Source organism: Nonomuraea terrae, from assembly GCF_044465245.1.
GTDB classification, from domain to species: Bacteria; Actinomycetota; Actinomycetes; order Streptosporangiales; family Streptosporangiaceae; genus Nonomuraea; species Nonomuraea terrae.
Genome location: NZ_JBITLL010000005.1, coordinates 708445 through 723712 on the forward strand (window position 1 = coordinate 708445; position 15268 = coordinate 723712).

Consider the following 15268-nt stretch of genomic DNA (forward strand, 5'->3'; position numbering starts at 1 on the left):
AGGGCCGCGAGTCGCTGATCACCTTAGCCCGGCAGCGGACGCCCGTTTACGCGCCAGGGCGTCGACGCCCGCGGCCAGCAGCAGGACCGACCCGGTGACCAGGTATTTCACGCTGGCACCGTACCCCATCAGGCCCATGCCGTTCTCGATGACCGCCACCACGGCGCCGCCCATCACGGCGTCGAGCACCCGTCCCTTGCCGCCGAACAGGCTCGTGCCGCCGATGACGGCCGCGCCGACCGCGTACAGCAGGACGGAGCTGCCGCCGGTGTTCGGGTCGACGGAGCTGGCCCTGGACGCGGCCACGATGCCGCCGATCGCGGCCATCGAGGAGCAGATCACGAACGCCATGATCTTGATCCGGTCCACCGGGATGCCTGCCCGGCGGGCCGCCTCGGTGTTGCCGCCGACCGCGTACAGATGGCGGCCGAACGAGGTGCGGCGCAGCACCACCGTCCACAGGACCAGCAGCGCCAGGATGATCGGCACCACGATCGGCACGCCGGTCAGCGAGACGAGGTTGGGGTTGCGGCTGCGCTCGAGGTTGAGCGCGGCGACCGCGAGCCCGGCGACGAGCGCCAGCGTGCCGACGCGGGCGCCGATCAGCCACAGCGGGTCGGCGGCCAGCCCCCGCCTGGTGCGGCTCCTGGCCCGGCGGAGCTGGACGCCGGCGTAGATCGCCACGCAGACGAGGTACAGGGCCCAGCCGAGCCACGGCGGCAGGTTCCTGTTGGCGATGGCGACGACCATCTCGTCGCGGATGGAGATGTTCGTGCCCTCGTCCACCAGCACCAGCACCAGGCCCTGGAAGGCGAGGAACGCGGCCAGCGTGACCACGAACGACGGGATGCCGACCTTGGCGACCAGGGTGCCCAGCACGACGCCGATGACCACGCCCGTCACGATGGCCGCCAGCATGCACACGTACCAGGGCAGGCCGGCGCTGGTGAGCGTGACGGCGAGCACCGCCGCGCAGACGCCGCTGGCGAAGCCGGCCGACAGGTCGATCTCGCCGATCAGCAGCACGAAGACCAGGCCCATGGCGATGAGCGTGACCGCCGCGCCCTGCGTGAACAGGTTGGCGAAGTTGATCGCGGTGAAGAAGGACGGCCGGGCCGTGGCGAAGACCGCGCAGAGCACGACCAGGCCGAGCACGGCCGGCAGCGCTCCCATCTCGCCGCCGCGCACCCGCTGGACATACGCGGCGGCGGTGTTCCTGACCGAGGGGACCTGCGTCGCCGCGACGATGGCCGCTCCGGGGAGTTCCTTGACCTTGCTCATGCGGTGACCCCGTTCTTGAGGCCCAGTTCGCCGCTCCGGCCGGAGGTGATGAGCTCGACCACCTGCGCGTGCGTCACGTCGGCGGTCCTGACCTGCGCGGCCATCCTGCCGAGGTAGAGCGCCGCGATCCGGTCGGAGACGGCGAACACGTCGTTCATGTTGTGGGAGATGAGCACCACGGCCAGGCCGGTGTCGGCCAGCCTGCGCACCAGCTCCAGGACCTGCGCGGTCTGGGCCACGCCCAGCGCCGCGGTGGGCTCGTCGAGGATGACGACCTTGCTGTTCCACAGCACGGCCTTGGCGATCGCCACGGTCTGCCGCTGCCCCCCGGACAGGCTGGAGACCTGCTGCCTGATGGACGTGACCGTGCGCACGGACAGCCCGCTGAGCGTCCGTTCCGCCAGCTCCTCCATGGTGTCCTCGTCGAGGAGGAGGCCGTTCTTGCGTTCCCTGCCGAGGAACATGTTCTGGACGATGTCCAGGTTGTCGCAGAGGGCGAGGTCCTGGTAGACGATCTCGATGCCCAGTTCGCCCGCGTCGCGGGGACTGTGCACGTGGACCTCGCGGCCGTCGAAGAACATCTGTCCGGCGTCGATCGGGTAGATGCCGCTCACGCATTTGACCAGCGTCGACTTGCCCGCGCCGTTGTCGCCGACGAGCGCGGTGACCTCGCCGGCGTACGCGGAGAGCCCGACGTCGTGCAGGACCTTCACCGGACCGAAGCTCTTGTCGATCCCGCGCAGTTCAAGGAGGGGGGTCATGTAGCTCCCTAAACAGGGGGTACGGCCGCGCTCGTGGCGCGGGCCGTACCCCTCAATGTCATTGAATTCCCGCCTCGGTGCACTTCTCGGCGAAGTCGCCGGTGCACAATTCCTCCTTGGTGACGTAACCGTCGGCCACCACGTCCTTGACGTTGTCGGCGTAGATGGCCTGCGGCTCCATCAGCTCGGCGGGCACGTCCTGGCCCGTCTCCGGGTCCTTGACGCTGCTGGTCGCCGCCGGCTTCTCGCCCTTGGCCAGCGCCACGGCGAGCTTGGCCGCGGCGTCGGCCTCCTTCTTGATGGCCTTGTAGACGGTCATGCACTGGTCACCGGCGAGGATGTTCTGCAGGCCCTGGACGGTGGCGTCCTGGCCGGTGACCGGGATCTTGCCGTTGAGGTTGTTCTTCTTCAAGACCGTGATGGCGGCGTTGCCGAGGCCGTCGTTGGCGGCCAGCACCCCGGCGATGTCGGGCTCCTGGGTCAGCATCTGCTCGAAGATGGTGCCGGCCTGGGTGTTGTCCCAGTCGGGCACGGACTGCTCGGGGCCCTTGACGTACTCTCCGGCGTCGAACTTCGGCTTGAGCACGCCGTCGTAGCCGCTCTTGAACAGGGTGGCGTTGTTGTCCGTCGGCGAGCCGTTCAGGTAGGCCACGATCGGCTTGTCGGCGTTCTTGTCGGTCAGGCACTTGACCAGGCCCTCGCCCTGGAGCTGGCCGACCTTGGTGTTGTCGAAGCTGACGTAGTACTCGGCGCCGCCGCCGAGCGTCAGGCGGTCGTAGTCGATCGTGGCCACGCCCTGCGACCTGGCCTTGTCGATGACGGTCTTGCCGGTGCCGCTGTCCAGGTTCACGATCATCAGCACGGTGGCGCCGTTGGTGATCATCTGGTCGGCGATGGTCTGGAACTGCGTCTTGTCGTTCTGCGCGTTCTGGATGTCGTACTCCACACCGGCGGCCTCGAAGGCCTCCTGGAGGTACTTGCGGTCCGCCGTCTCCCACCGGTCGGAGGACTTGCTGTCCGGCAGGATGACGCCGATCTTGCCCGCGGGCGCCGATGGCGCGGCGGACGAGGTCGACGTCGTGGTCTGACCGCTTTCGCCCCCGCAGGCGGTGAGACCGAGGGCGAGCGCTGCTGCCGCGGCGGTCGTGCTGAGGATCCCCTTGCGCATAGTGCAGGGTCCTTTCTTCCGGAGGGGCCCGGATGAATGTTGTTTGCGGCAACGTATTCCGGGACGGCCTGCTTGGGAAGGGCGCCATTTGTTGTTTCAAGTAACAATCCAGAAACACCGCTCCAACCTGCACCACGCCCGCGGTTAAAGGCTGTGAGCCATGGCCGGCCTTTGGACGCGATGGTCGGCCGCCGGTGAGGACCCGTTCCGGCGCCCACCGGGAGAACGTCGAGGTGTGCCGCACCTGATCGCGGCCGCCGTCACCTCCCTCGACACCCACCTGATCTGGATCGCCCTGCGCGGATCCGGCCTGGTACAAGCGGCCGAGCGCGGCCGAGCCCGCCCTGACGACACCGGCTCAGGCCGGGGCCGGCAGATGGATCGAGGCGAGTTCGGCCGGGTCGACGACGATGTGGATGCCGGTGATCCGGCCTTCGGCGACGGTGAAGGCGATGACGGAAAGAGGGGTTCCGTCGGGGCGCCAGGACATGTGGCCGGGGATGCCGTTGACCAGCACGGGTCGGTGGCGGGCGGCCTCACCGGAGAACATCCGGGCGCCGGCGGCGACCCCGGTGGCGCCGAGGGTGACGACCACGCCGTCGGGGGTGTCGACGGTCAGCTTCACGTTCGGGTCGAGGACACGCAGGAGCGCTTCGAAGTCGCCGCTGAGCGCGGCCGCGCGGAACGCCTGGACGGCTTCTTGGTGCTCGCGGCCGGTGCCCGCCGGCCGGTCCGTGGCTTGGACCTTGCGGCGGGCGCGACTGGCGATCATCTTGGTGGCGTCGGTGGATTTGCCCAGGATCTGGCCGATTTCGTGGAATGGGACCGCGAACATGTCGTGCAGGACGAACGCCAGCCGCTCACTCGGGGTGAGCGAGTCGAGCACGACGAGCAGCGCGAGACCGACGGAATCGGCCAGCGCCACCTGATCGTCCGGCGCGAGGTCGTCGGCCGGCCTCACCACGAGGTCCGCGAACTCGTGCCCGTAGGCGGTCTCGGGGTGGGCTTGACGGGATCTCAGGAGGTCCAGGCTGATGCGGCCGACCACGGTGGTCAGCCAACCCGCCAGGTTGCCGATGCTCGCCTCGTCCTGGCGGACGAGGCGCACCCAGGCTTCCTGGACCACGTCCTCGGCGTCGGCGTGCGAGCCCAGCATGCGGTACGCGAGGGCGCGCAGCCGATCGCGCTGGGCTTCGAACGCCTCGGTCACGAGGCCGGAGGGGTGGGCGGTCACGGCTTCCGCCGCTGACGGAGCGAGACCCGGTTGCCGTCCGGGTCCACCGCCTCGACGCGGACCCCGAACGGATAGTCCACGGGTTCCCACTCTTCGAAGACGACGCCACGCCGGCGCAGGATCGCGAAAGCCTTTCGCAAATCATCAGATTCGAGGATCAACGGGCCGGGCGCGGCATGCTGGCCCACGTCGCCCGGCTGTCCCGCGGCCGCCGCATGCGACCACAGGAGGATCTGCACCGGGCTGCCGGGAACGCCGACCGTGAGGAACCGTCCGTCGGGCCCCGAGAAGTCGATCCGCTTTTCCAGGCCGAGTCGCTCGGTGTAGAACTTCAGCGCGCGGTCCTGATCGGTGACGTAGATCGTCACGTACATGATGTTGGTCAGCATCCTGTTCTCGATTCACTCGGGTGCGACGACCGTTCGTATTCGGTCGTCGCCCCTATGACGAGTGCCGACGGGAGAAGGTAACAGCACCGGGCGCTCGGGGTGTGGCTCGGCGGCACGCGTCCGGGCTCAGCACCTGCCTCGGCCACGCCGACGACCGCTACCTGCGGCTGTACACCAACCCACCCGACGACATCGCCGCCGGCTAGGTCGAGGGCCTCTGACACCGTGCCGACGCCATCAGGCGGGACCGCTGCTCCTGGGGCCGGCCTCCTGACCTGGGCTAACGCAATGGCGTGCCGCGGTTGAGCAGGGCCCGGGCGACCTCGACGTCGGTGATGAGGATGTTGACCCAGCCGCCGCGGACGGCTCCTCGTATCGCGGCGATCTTCGACTCGCCCCCGGCGACGCCGATCCGCCGCTCGACAGCGCGGAGCTGGTCGGGCGAGATGCCGATGATGCGATCGTCGAAATCGGCCTCAACGGGCCGCCCGTCGGCGTCGAAGTAGCGGGTGCACACGTCGCCGACCGCGCCGAGCTCCTCCAGCTGGCGCTGGTCCGCGGGTTCTATCGCGTTGCCGGAACGGCGCAGCAGGGGCGAGGGCTCCAGCGTGCCGATGCCGAGCAGGGCCAGGGTGAGCCGTGACCACGACTTCATCACCTCGGCCATGGCCGGTTCCTTCGACAGCAGGTCGCGCAGCTCGCGGCTGTGCACCAAGGCGGCCGACGGCGCGAACACCGGCCGCGCCCCGGTGAGCTCGGCGAGCCTGCTGGTGAGCCGGGTCGCGTGCAGCTGCACCTCGGGGCTGCCCGACCCGCCGACGATCTGCACGACCTCCTCGGCGACCGGGACCGTCTTGGCGCGCATGGCGTTGACCGCCTCCAGGAGCGTCGCGCTCCAGGAGGAGATGCCGATGACGTCGCCGCCCTTGAGGGTGGCGTCGAGATAGGTGGCCGTCGCGGCGGCCAGGGCGGGGATGACGTCGGGGCCGACGCCGTCGGTGTCGACCACCACGGCGTCGCGCAGGCCGTACTGCTCGACCAGCGCCCCCTCCATCTCGGCGTGCACGCCGTCGGGCGAGACCACGACGGTGCGCACGACACCGCGGGCGACGGCCTCCTTGAGCAGGCGCGAGACCCGGGGCTGGGACAGGTTGAGCTGCGAGGCGATCTCCGGCTGGCGCAGGCCGCGCTCGTGGTACATGCGGGCCACCTTGACCAGCAGCCGCAGATGGTCGGGGCTGGGAGTCGAAGCGATCGCCACGGGTTCGTCCTGTCTTCTCTTGCTCCGGCGGACGCCCCCGAAGGCGCCCGTGGAGCGTCCGGTCTGCATGGTAGACGGTGGAACGGCCGAGGGGAGATGCGGGCGTCCTGCCTCACCCCTCGGCCGTCAGAGCTCACAGCTTCGCGAAGACGCCGTACTGGTCGGCGTTGTCCTTCGTGATGAGCTCGCAGTCGATCGACTGCTTCTCCGGCTGGCCCGTGGAGCCCGTCTTGATGAACGTGTCGGCCTGCTCGACGGCGCGTTCGGCGCCCAGAGCGGCCGGTTGCAGCGCGGTCGCCAGCATGGTGCCCGCCTTGATCTGGGCGATGGCGTCGGGGCTGCCGTCGAAGCCGACCACGACGACATCGGTCTTCTTGGCGGCCTTGAGCGCCGCGACGGCGCCCAGGGCCATCGTGTCGTTGCCCGCGATCACGCCTTGGATGTCGGGGTTGCGCTGCAGGATCGTCTCCATCTTGGAGAAGGCCTCCTGCTGGTCCCAGTTCGCGGTCTGCACCGCGACCTTCTTCATGTCGGGGTACTGCGAGATGACGTCGTTGAACCCCTTGGAACGCACGCCCGCGTTGGTGTCGGACTCCTTTCCGGTGAGCTCGACGTAGTTGCCCTTGCCGTCCATGCCCTTGACGAACTCCTGGGCGGCCAGCTGCGCGCCCTGGGAGTTGTTGGAGACGATCTGGGCCTTGGCGATGCCGGTCTGGTTGATCTCCCGGTCGATGAGGAAGACCGGGACGCCCGCGTCGGTGGCCTTCTTCACCGGGCCGATCGAGGCGTCGGCGCCGGCGTTGTCGAGGATGATCGCCGCGGCCTTGCGCGAGATGGCGGCGTCGATGAGCTCGCTCTGCTTGTTGGGGTCGTCGTCGTGCGAGGCGACCGAGGTCTCGTAGCCGAGGCTCTCGGCCTTCTTCTTGGCGGCGTCGGCCTCGGCCTTGAAGAACGGGTTGTCCGGCGACGGCGTGATGATGGCGATCAGATTGCTGCTGGCCGAGGAGCCGCCGGACGAGGCCGAGGCTCCCTCGGGCGCGTCGGACGATGACGATCCGCAAGCGGTGAGCGACAGCAGTCCTGCCGCCATGACCGCTGCGGCCTGGACGACCAGGCGACGGCCGGGGTGGTTCATCGTTACCTCCATTGGGTGTCTCGCCGTCGGCTCGGCAAGGGGATCAGGCTGGGCATGGAACGGTGAAGGGACGGGTCAGCGGTCGGATCTGGCCGCGGCGGCCGGTTCCGGTTCGGCCGCGGCAGCCACGGCGACCGCCGACGCGGCGGCTCCGCGCCGCTGGAAGCGCTGCTGGCTCTGGTCGAGGATGACGGCGACCACGATGACCGTGCCCTTGATGACGATCTGCCAGAACGTCGAAACGCCCAGGATGACCAGACCGTCGGCGAGGAAGCCGATCACGAAGGCGCCGACCAGCGTGCCGCGCACGGTGCCCCGCCCGCCCGACAGGGCGGCGCCGCCGATCACCACGGCCGCGATGGCGTTCAGCTCGAAGCTGTCGCCCGCCTGCGGCGCGGCCGAGGTGAGCTCGGAGGCGATGATCAGGCCGGACATCGCGGCGCAGGCGCCGGAGATCATGTAGACGATCGTCTTGACCCGCTGCACGGGGACGCCGCTGAGCTGGGTGGCCCGCTCGTTGCCGCCGGTCGCGTACAGCCAGCGGCCGAAGGCCGTCGAGCGGAGCAGCACGGCGATCAGCACCGCCAGGATGATCATGATCCAGATCGCCACCGGGAGACCCAGCGGCCGGCCGCCGCCGATCCAGTCGAAGCCGGTGTTGTGCGTGCTGGGATCGCCCGCGAGATCGGGGTACGTCGTACCGCCCGAGATCAGCAGGGCCGCGCCGCGGGCGACGTACAACATGCCGAGGGTCGCGATGAAGGGTGCGACGTTCAGGCGGGTGACGAGGATTCCGTTGATCGTGCCGACCACGGCCCCGGCCGCGACGCACAGAATGACCACGGCCCACACCGGAGGGTAGGCGATGACGCCGAAGAGGCTCAGGTGTACGCCCTGGAGCAGCTCGCCGGCGATCACCCCCGACAGGCCGACGATGGAGCCGACCGACAGGTCGATGCCGCCCTTGAGGATCACCAGCAGCATGCCGAGCGCGAGCACCGCGTTGATGGCCACGTGCTTGGTCATCGTGATCAGGTTGTCGACCGTCAGGAACGAGTCCGACAGCAGGGAGAACACGATGATCAGGACGCCGAGCGCGATGAACGCGCGCAGCTCGAAGATCGTGTTGAGGGTCTTGAGCCGGCGGGCCTCCGCGGCCGCCTGCCGGCGTTGACCCGCCAGGGCCGCGTGGTCGTTGGTCAGTGTGTCAGACATGGCTGGTCTCTTCGCTGGTGTCGGCGCCGTCGGCCAGGCTCATCAGCCGGTCGCGGGTGATCTCGCCCGCCCGCAGGTCGGCGACCAGGCGGCCGCGGACCAGGACGAGCAGGCGGTCGGGAATGTGCAGGGCCTCTTCGGCCTCTGAAGTGGTGAACAGGACGGCCAGGCCGCGCTCGGCCTGCCGCGCCATCAGCTCGAAGACGTCGGCCTTGGCGGCGACGTCCACGCCGCGGGACGGCTCGTCGAGCAGCAGCACGCGGGGGCCGGTCATCAGCGCCTTGCCGATGACGACCTTCTGCTGGTTGCCACCGCTGAGCGAGCCGATCGGGGCGTCCGGCCCCGCCGTCTTCACCGTGACGTCGGAGATCATCGATTGCACGGCCTGGCGCTCACCGCCGCGGTCGACGATGAGCCGCCGGACGAACCTGGTCACCGCGGCCAGCGACAGGTTCTGGCCGACGCTCATGGTCTGCACCAGGCCGTCGCGCTGGCGGTCCTCCGGCACCAGGGCGAGCCCGGCCCGGATGCGCCGCCGGACGCTCCCCGTGACCGGCTCGCCATGCAGGCGGACCTCGCCGGACGCGGCGGGCAGCCGCCCGGCCAGGCATTCCATGAGCTCGGTACGGCCGCTGCCCATCAGCCCGTAGACGCCGACCGTCTCCCCCGCCCGCACGGTCAGCGAGACGCCGTCGACGGCCAGCCGGTCGGGGTTGGCCGGGTCGGCGACCGACAGCTCGACGGTCTCCAGCGCCACCGGCCCGAGCTGGGGGTCGCGCACGGGGAAGAGGTCGTCCTGCTCGCGCCCGACCATCTTGCGGACCACCCAGGCCAGGTCCACGTCGGCGGCCCGGGCCGTGGCCACCATGGACCCGTCGCGCAGCACCGCCACGTCGTCGGCGATGTCGAGCGCCTCCTCCAGATGGTGGGAGATGTAGACGATCGCCACGCCGTGTGCCTTGAGCTCGTGGATGACCTGGAAGAGCACCTCCACCTCGGGCGCGCTGAGCGCCGACGTGGGCTCGTCCATGATCAGGATTCGGGCGTTCTGCAGCAGCGCACGGGCGATCTCGACCAGCTGCTGCTGGCCGAGGCGCAGCTCGCTGACCGGCAGGTCGGGGTTGAGCTCGTCGTCGAGCCGGCCGAGCACCTCCGCGGCGGCCGAGCGCTGTGCCCGCCGGTCGAGGAAGAGGCCGCGGTGGATGCGCTCGCGGCCCAGGAACAGGTTGTCCTGGATGCTGAGGTTGGGGCAGAGGCTGAGCTCCTGATGGATGATCGAGATGCCCCGGTCGGCCGCGTCCCGCGCGCTGCCGAACTCCACCACCTGCCCGTCGAGCTGCACCTGGCCGGTCGTGGGCGACTCCACGGCGCTGAGGATCTTCATGAGCGTGGACTTGCCGGCGCCGTTCTCGCCGAACAGCACGGTGACCCGGCCGGGGAGGATGTCGAGCGAGACGCCCTTGAGCGCCTGCGTCCCGCCGTACACCTTGGTGACGTCGACGGCGCGCAGGACGGGGGCGGGCGCGGCGGTCACGAGGCGGCCTCGATCGAGATCGGCGTCACCGTCAGCACGTCGGCGGTCAGCGGCGTCATCGCGCCCACCACGGTGACCTTCTTCCCCTCCAGCGCATCGGGGTCGAGCGAGGCCAGCACCTTGGCCTTGACCTGGTTGTTCAGGGCCGTGCCGGCGTCGGCGTACTCGACCTGGTTGGTGAACTGGCCGAACTTGACGAAGCCGACGGCGTCGCGCAGCGCCGTGCCGTTGATCGCGGGGCCGATCTGCACCGACACCCTGGTGTCGTCGTCCAGCTCGGGCACCTTGACCTCCAGCAGGCCGCTCTCCGGCTTGCCGGCGGTGCCGGTCAGCGAGACCGCGAAGCTGTAGGGGCCGGTGCCGTCGCGGGCGCCGTACTTCTGGCCGGCCGCGTCGGGGTCGGCGGCGATCGCCTTCTGCAGCGTGACGATGTCGACGGCCTTCTCCTGGATCGCCGGCACCACCTTCGGCTCGTACGTCTGCGCGCCGTACTTCGCCGGGTCGAACTTGGCCTGCTCGCCCGCCCGCGGCGCGGTGTCCGGCCGGTACGTCGTGCTCGTCAGGATCGCGATGATCACGAGGACGAGCACGATCAGGCTGACGCGGCCGAGGGTGATCGGGCCGCGGCGGGCGGGGGCGCTCCAGCCGGGTGGCTGATCCTGCGCAATTGTCATGGCGTACTCCCGTTAGCTCCCGTTAGCGCGTGCGCCCAGGTCTCTGGCGACCTTGAGGCGCTGGTGCCACCTCGCGACGGCGCGCTCTCGCCGCTCGTCGTCCCAGGCAGGGGTGAAGACCTCCAGGTCGCGGTCGGCTCGCGCCTCCAGGTCGGCGATGGTCCACAGGCCCGGACCGAGCCCGGCCAGCCCGGCCGCGCCCGCGGCGGACAGCTCGGGATGCGCGGTGCGGGCCACCTCGACGCCGGTGAGGTCGGCTTGCAGCTGCATGAGGGCGGCGCTGCGGGTCAGGCCGCCGTCGGCGACCAGCCTGCGCAGCCCGGGAAGGGCGGCCAGCACGTCGGCGATCTGGTGGGCCACCGACTCCAGAGCGGCCCGCGCGAGCTGCGCGCGCGAGGTTCCGAGGTCGAGACCGGCGATCAGCGGCACCGCCCCGGGGTCCCACCAGGGCGCCCCCAGCCCGCCGAAGGCCGGCACCAGGGTCACGTCTCCCGCGTCGGAGCCGGCCGCGAGGTCGATGATCCGGTCGGCGGGAACGTCGAGCAGATCGGCCAGCCAGGTCAGGGTCCGCCCGCTGGAGCGGATGTTGGCCTCCAGGGCGAACGACGGGCTCCCGTCCGACCAGGCGATCGTGTCGCACAGGGCGCCCGCGGGGCCGCCCGGTTCGGCGACCGTCATCACCGACGACCCGGTGCCGTAGGTGGCCTTGACCACCCCGGGCCGCCAGCCCGCGTGCGCGAACAGCGCGGCGTGCGAGTCGCCGAGCACCGCCGTCACCGGGACCCCGTCGGGCAACGGCCCGAGGCCACGGATCTCGCCGAAGGGGCCGGTGGAGGCCACGACCCTGCCCAGCGCGGCACGCGGCACGTCGAAGAGGTCGAGCAACTCGTCGTCCCAGTCGCCGGTCGCGAGGTCCAGCAGCTGGGTGCGGGAGGCGTTGCCGACCTCCGTGACGAACTGGCCGGTCAGCGAGTCCAGCAGCCACGCGTCGACGGTGCCGAGCCGCAGCTCGCCGCGGCGGCTGCGGCGGCGCGCCGGGTCGTGCCGGTCCAGCAGGGCCGCCATCTTGGACGCCGAGAACATCGGGTCGAGCGGGAGGCCGGTACGGCGCCTGACCAGGTCGCCGTACCCTTTTTCGGCCACTCCTGCGGTCAGCGCCGCACCCCGCTGATCCTGCCAGCCGACCAGCGGCGCGACCGGCAGGCCGGTCCTCGCCTCCCACAACACCACCGACTCGCGCTGGGTGCTCAGCCCGACGCCGCGCACCGCGGCCGGGTCGGCCTCGCGCAGGCAGCCGGCCACCGCGTCGCGGACGCTGCCGAGCAGCTCGGCGGCGTCCTGTTCGGCCAGGCCAGGGCCGGGATGGGTCTGCGACAGCGGCGCGCTCGCCCGGGCGGTGATCGCGCCCGAGGCATTGACCAGCAGCGCCTTCGTGGAGCTCGTGCCCTGGTCGACGGCGAGGATGAGCGGTTCCATCAGGACCGTCCCAGGGCCTCGCGGGCAGCCTTGGCGATGCCGTCGGCGTTCAGACCGAAGTGGTCGAGCAGGAAGGACGTGCTGCCGGTCGGCGCGAACGTGGGCACGCCCACCATGCGCACGGGCACGGGCCGGTGCTCGCCGACGACCTTGGCCACGGCGGCGCCCAGGCCGCCCGAGACGAGGCCCTCCTCGGCCGTGACGATCACGCCGGTCTCCTCGGCGGCGGCCACGACCTCGGGCACGTCGAGCGGCTCGACGAACGTCATGTTGACCACGCGGGCCTCGACGCCCTCCTCGCGCAGCAACGCCGCGGCGTCCAGGGCGCGCGAGACCATGGTGCCGACGGCGATCACGGTCAGGTCGCCGCCCTCGGCCAGCCTCGTCGCCCTGCCCGTTTCGAAGACAGCGTCGGCGGGAGTCACCGCGGGGACTTTGAAGCGGGGGATGCGCAGGTAGGAGGGGCGTCCCGACGCGGCGGCCCAGCGGACGGCGGCGCGGGTCTGGGCCGGGTCGGCGGGCACCACGACCGGCAGGCCGGGGACGGCCCGCATCCACGAGATGTCCTCGATGGAGTGGTGGGTCGGGCCGAGCTCGCCGTACGCCATGCCGGGACTCTGCCCGCACAGCACCACGTGCCGGTCGCTGTAGACGACGTCGGCCTTGATCTGCTCCAGCGCCCGGCCGGTGAGGAACGGCGCGGCGGCCGACACGAACGGGATGAAACCGGCGTTGGCCAGCCCGGCCGCGACGCCGACGAGATCCTGCTCGGCGATGCCGACGTTGACCAGGCGGTGCGGGAACTCCTCGCGGAACTTGACGAGGTTGCTGGACCCCACCGAGTCGTTGCACACGGCCACGATGCGCTCGTCGGCGCGGGCCAGCGTGATCAGCTCGTCGGCGAAGTCGATCCGGCAGTCGAAGGTGGGGGTCTGCTCGGCCACGGCGGTCATCGGCTCAGCTCTTCGAGTGCGAGGCGGACCTGCTCGTCCGTGGGCACCTTGTGGTGCCACTCGACGCGGTCTTCCATGAACGAGACTCCCTTGCCCTTGACGGTGTTGGCGACGACGGCCACGGGCCGGCCGGTCGTCGACGGCGCGTACGCCTCCTTGATCGCCTGGTGGTCGTGTCCGTCGATGACGCGCACCTCCCACCCGAACGCCGCCCACTTGTCGTCGAGCGGTTCGAGCTTCTTGGTGTCCTCGGTGCGGGCGCCCTGCTGCAGGCGGTTGCGGTCGACCACGGCGGTGAGGTTGTCCAGGCCGTAGTGGGCGGCCGTCATGGCGGCCTCCCAGTTGCTGCCCTCCTGCATCTCGCCGTCGCCGAGCACGACGATGGTCCGCCAGGTCTCCCCGCGCAGCTTCGCGCCGAGCGCGCACCCGGTGGCGACGGGGAACCCGTGCCCGAGCGGACCGGTGTTGGTCTCCACGCCGGGCACCTTGACGCGGTTGGGGTGGCCGTTCAGCGGTGACAGGGGCGCCATGAACTCCGACAGCCGTTCTCGGGAGAAGAAGCCGCAGGAGGCGAGCGTCGAGTAGAGAGCGGCGGCGCAGTGACCCTTGCTGAGGATGAACCGGTCGCGTTCGGGGTTGGCCGGGTCGAACGGATCCAGCCCGAGCGTCCCCCACATGGCGGTGACGAGCAGGTCGGTCACCGAGAGGTCGCCGCCGACGTGGCCCATCCGGGCCGCCTGGATGGTGGTCAGGACGTCACGGCGGATGCCGGTGGCGATCGTCGCCAGTTCGGGGGCCGCCTCGGCCGGAGTGGCCGCGCGCAGGCGTGCGCCGCGCTCGACGTAGGCGCGGGCGGCGGCCTCGTCGAGTTCGAGCGGCCGAGAGGCGATGTCCAGGGCGGTCATGCGGATTCGCTCTCGGCGAGCGCGCGGTAAAGGGCACGCTTGGCGACCCGCTGGGCGGCCAGCGCGTCCTGGGCGGACTGGGCGGCGGCCAGTTCGTCGCGGTCGAGGTAGTTGAGGGCGTGGTGGAAGGCGCGCATCGTGCGGATGCCGGCGCGGGCGGCCTCGACCGAGTCCTCCCTGAACGGGAACTGGTCGAGCTGCCAGACGCCCTGCCAGCCGGCGTCGCGCAGGGCGAAGAAGAACTCGAAGGTCTCCAGCAGGTGCACGGAACCGACGACCATGTCGTCGTCCCAGCCGCGGAAGTTGTCGTTCACGTCGATCGCGAAGAGTCTGCCGCGGCTGATCGCCATCTTCGCGGCCTCGGCCGGGGTCTCGCCGCCGTACAGCGAGTGGCCGAAGTCGAGCAGGATGCCGACGTTGTCGACGCCCATGTCCTCGATCGCGAGGAGCGTGCGGGCCACGGAGGAGAACACCATGCGGTTGCGCGGCTCGCGCGGCTTGTACTCGATGGCGAACTTCAGGTCCGGGAAGGCCTGGGCCAGTTCCCTGACCGCGTCGACGGACTTGTCCCAAAGGTCGGAGTAGTCGGCCTGGAAGGGGTAGTCGTAGCCGTCCTGGCCGGGCCACAGCTTGACGTAGTCGATGCCCAGCTCGCGGCCCACCTCGGCGGCGGCGGCGACCAGCTCGATGGCGTCGCGGCGGAGCGCCGGGTCGGGGTTGGTGAAGCCGCCCTTCATGAACTTGCCGGTGTAGAACTCCGGTGTCACGGCGATCGCCCGCAGATTCTGCTCGGCCAGCGCGTCCTTCACCTCGGCGGTGCTGATGCCGCCGGGCGGGAACGGCCAGTTGAGATCCACGACGGACAGTTCCCCCACGGCCCCCGCGAGCTTGATCGCGTCAAGGACGGTGCGGGGCTCGCCGTAGCCGTCGGTGGCGTACCGGTCGACGTAGGTGGCGAAGTGCCAGATGCCGGCACCGTAGATCGGCTCATCATGGGTGTGAATGTTTATGCGATGACGATCAGACATGCTCGCACGTTAAGGGAGGATTAATTCGAGTGTCAATGGCCGCCCGGACCGGTGCCGGGGCGTGGCCACGGCCGGGACCGTCTCGGGGCCCTAGCTGTCCGTCGTCCGCGTTGGCGCGTGACGATCTGTCACATTTTGGAAACCTTGACGAGATCTACCGGCGAAGCGGATACTCCCCTTCAGCTCAGTCGGTAGCGAATAAATATGCACAGAAGGGTTGCCGTGCCTCCAACCAAGCTCTCAGTCCCCTGGCG

The 15268-nt window shown here is 70.4% G+C and carries 14 protein-coding genes; all 14 read right to left on the reverse strand.

What is annotated here, in order from left to right; genetic code table 11:
- Positions 1 to 18: 18 nt before the first annotated feature.
- The gene (locus ACIBP6_RS27070; protein WP_397056486.1) at positions 19 to 1281 is read right to left on the reverse strand and encodes a sugar ABC transporter permease; all 1263 of its coding nucleotides are present in this window, start codon (positions 1279 to 1281) and stop codon (positions 19 to 21) included.
- Positions 1278 to 2042: an ATP-binding cassette domain-containing protein gene (locus ACIBP6_RS27075; RefSeq protein WP_132611949.1), complete on the reverse strand. Its 765-nt coding sequence runs from the start codon at positions 2040 to 2042 to the stop codon at positions 1278 to 1280. Before ACIBP6_RS27075 ends, ACIBP6_RS27070 begins: the two co-directional genes overlap by 4 nt.
- 58 nt (positions 2043 to 2100) lie before the next feature.
- On the reverse strand, positions 2101 to 3210 hold the full coding sequence (locus tag ACIBP6_RS27080; protein ID WP_397056488.1) for a sugar ABC transporter substrate-binding protein: 1110 nt from the start codon (positions 3208 to 3210) through the stop codon (positions 2101 to 2103).
- Between the two features lie 358 nt (positions 3211 to 3568).
- Positions 3569 to 4444, reverse strand: coding sequence for a sigma-70 family RNA polymerase sigma factor (locus ACIBP6_RS27085; RefSeq protein WP_397056490.1), 876 nt, complete (start codon positions 4442 to 4444; stop codon positions 3569 to 3571).
- On the reverse strand, positions 4441 to 4833 hold the full coding sequence (locus ACIBP6_RS27090) for a VOC family protein (protein WP_397056492.1): 393 nt from the start codon (positions 4831 to 4833) through the stop codon (positions 4441 to 4443). Before ACIBP6_RS27090 ends, ACIBP6_RS27085 begins: the two co-directional genes overlap by 4 nt.
- A 280-nt stretch (positions 4834 to 5113) precedes the next feature.
- The gene (locus ACIBP6_RS27095; RefSeq protein WP_397056494.1) at positions 5114 to 6094 is read right to left on the reverse strand and encodes a sugar-binding transcriptional regulator; all 981 of its coding nucleotides are present in this window, start codon (positions 6092 to 6094) and stop codon (positions 5114 to 5116) included.
- 133 nt (positions 6095 to 6227) lie between these two features.
- Positions 6228 to 7229, reverse strand: a complete 1002-nt coding sequence (locus ACIBP6_RS27100) for a D-ribose ABC transporter substrate-binding protein (RefSeq protein WP_397056496.1) — start codon at positions 7227 to 7229, stop codon at positions 6228 to 6230.
- 75 nt (positions 7230 to 7304) lie between these two features.
- The gene (locus ACIBP6_RS27105; RefSeq protein WP_397056498.1) at positions 7305 to 8444 is read right to left on the reverse strand and encodes an ABC transporter permease; all 1140 of its coding nucleotides are present in this window, start codon (positions 8442 to 8444) and stop codon (positions 7305 to 7307) included.
- The gene (locus tag ACIBP6_RS27110; RefSeq protein ID WP_397056500.1) at positions 8437 to 9978 is read right to left on the reverse strand and encodes a sugar ABC transporter ATP-binding protein; all 1542 of its coding nucleotides are present in this window, start codon (positions 9976 to 9978) and stop codon (positions 8437 to 8439) included. The genes ACIBP6_RS27105 and ACIBP6_RS27110 overlap by 8 nt, the downstream gene beginning before the upstream one ends.
- Positions 9975 to 10652 (reverse strand): DUF2291 domain-containing protein, encoded by a 678-nt coding sequence (locus tag ACIBP6_RS27115; RefSeq protein WP_132611935.1) that lies wholly within the window; start codon positions 10650 to 10652, stop codon positions 9975 to 9977. Before ACIBP6_RS27115 ends, ACIBP6_RS27110 begins: the two co-directional genes overlap by 4 nt.
- Before the next feature lie 12 nt (positions 10653 to 10664).
- Positions 10665 to 12128, reverse strand: a complete 1464-nt coding sequence (locus tag ACIBP6_RS27120; protein WP_397056502.1) for an FGGY family carbohydrate kinase — start codon at positions 12126 to 12128, stop codon at positions 10665 to 10667.
- Positions 12128 to 13081, reverse strand: coding sequence for a transketolase family protein (locus ACIBP6_RS27125; RefSeq protein ID WP_397056504.1), 954 nt, complete (start codon positions 13079 to 13081; stop codon positions 12128 to 12130). Before ACIBP6_RS27125 ends, ACIBP6_RS27120 begins: the two co-directional genes overlap by 1 nt.
- Positions 13078 to 13986, reverse strand: a complete 909-nt coding sequence (locus tag ACIBP6_RS27130) for a transketolase (RefSeq protein WP_397056506.1) — start codon at positions 13984 to 13986, stop codon at positions 13078 to 13080. The genes ACIBP6_RS27125 and ACIBP6_RS27130 overlap by 4 nt, the downstream gene beginning before the upstream one ends.
- On the reverse strand, positions 13983 to 15014 hold the full coding sequence (locus tag ACIBP6_RS27135) for a sugar phosphate isomerase/epimerase family protein (protein WP_187368153.1): 1032 nt from the start codon (positions 15012 to 15014) through the stop codon (positions 13983 to 13985). Before ACIBP6_RS27135 ends, ACIBP6_RS27130 begins: the two co-directional genes overlap by 4 nt.
- Positions 15015 to 15268 lie beyond the last annotated feature (254 nt).

What these genes read in the sequence shown, in the direction of transcription:
- ACIBP6_RS27070 (WP_397056486.1), bottom strand. Translation starts at nt 1,281, where the DNA reads ATGAGCAAGGTCAAGGAACTCCCCGGAGCGGCCATCGTCGCGGCGACG.
- ACIBP6_RS27075 (WP_132611949.1), bottom strand. Translation starts at nt 2,042, where the DNA reads ATGACCCCCCTCCTTGAACTGCGCGGGATCGACAAGAGCTTCGGTCCG.
- ACIBP6_RS27080 (WP_397056488.1), bottom strand. Translation starts at nt 3,210, where the DNA reads ATGCGCAAGGGGATCCTCAGCACGACCGCCGCGGCAGCAGCGCTCGCC.
- ACIBP6_RS27090 (WP_397056492.1), bottom strand. Translation starts at nt 4,833, where the DNA reads ATGCTGACCAACATCATGTACGTGACGATCTACGTCACCGATCAGGAC.
- ACIBP6_RS27100 (WP_397056496.1), bottom strand. Translation starts at nt 7,229, where the DNA reads ATGAACCACCCCGGCCGTCGCCTGGTCGTCCAGGCCGCAGCGGTCATG.
- ACIBP6_RS27105 (WP_397056498.1), bottom strand. Translation starts at nt 8,444, where the DNA reads ATGTCTGACACACTGACCAACGACCACGCGGCCCTGGCGGGTCAACGC.
- ACIBP6_RS27115 (WP_132611935.1), bottom strand. Translation starts at nt 10,652, where the DNA reads ATGACAATTGCGCAGGATCAGCCACCCGGCTGGAGCGCCCCCGCCCGC.
- ACIBP6_RS27120 (WP_397056502.1), bottom strand. Translation starts at nt 12,128, where the DNA reads ATGGAACCGCTCATCCTCGCCGTCGACCAGGGCACGAGCTCCACGAAG.
- ACIBP6_RS27125 (WP_397056504.1), bottom strand. Translation starts at nt 13,081, where the DNA reads ATGACCGCCGTGGCCGAGCAGACCCCCACCTTCGACTGCCGGATCGAC.
- ACIBP6_RS27130 (WP_397056506.1), bottom strand. Translation starts at nt 13,986, where the DNA reads ATGACCGCCCTGGACATCGCCTCTCGGCCGCTCGAACTCGACGAGGCC.
- ACIBP6_RS27135 (WP_187368153.1), bottom strand. Translation starts at nt 15,014, where the DNA reads ATGTCTGATCGTCATCGCATAAACATTCACACCCATGATGAGCCGATC.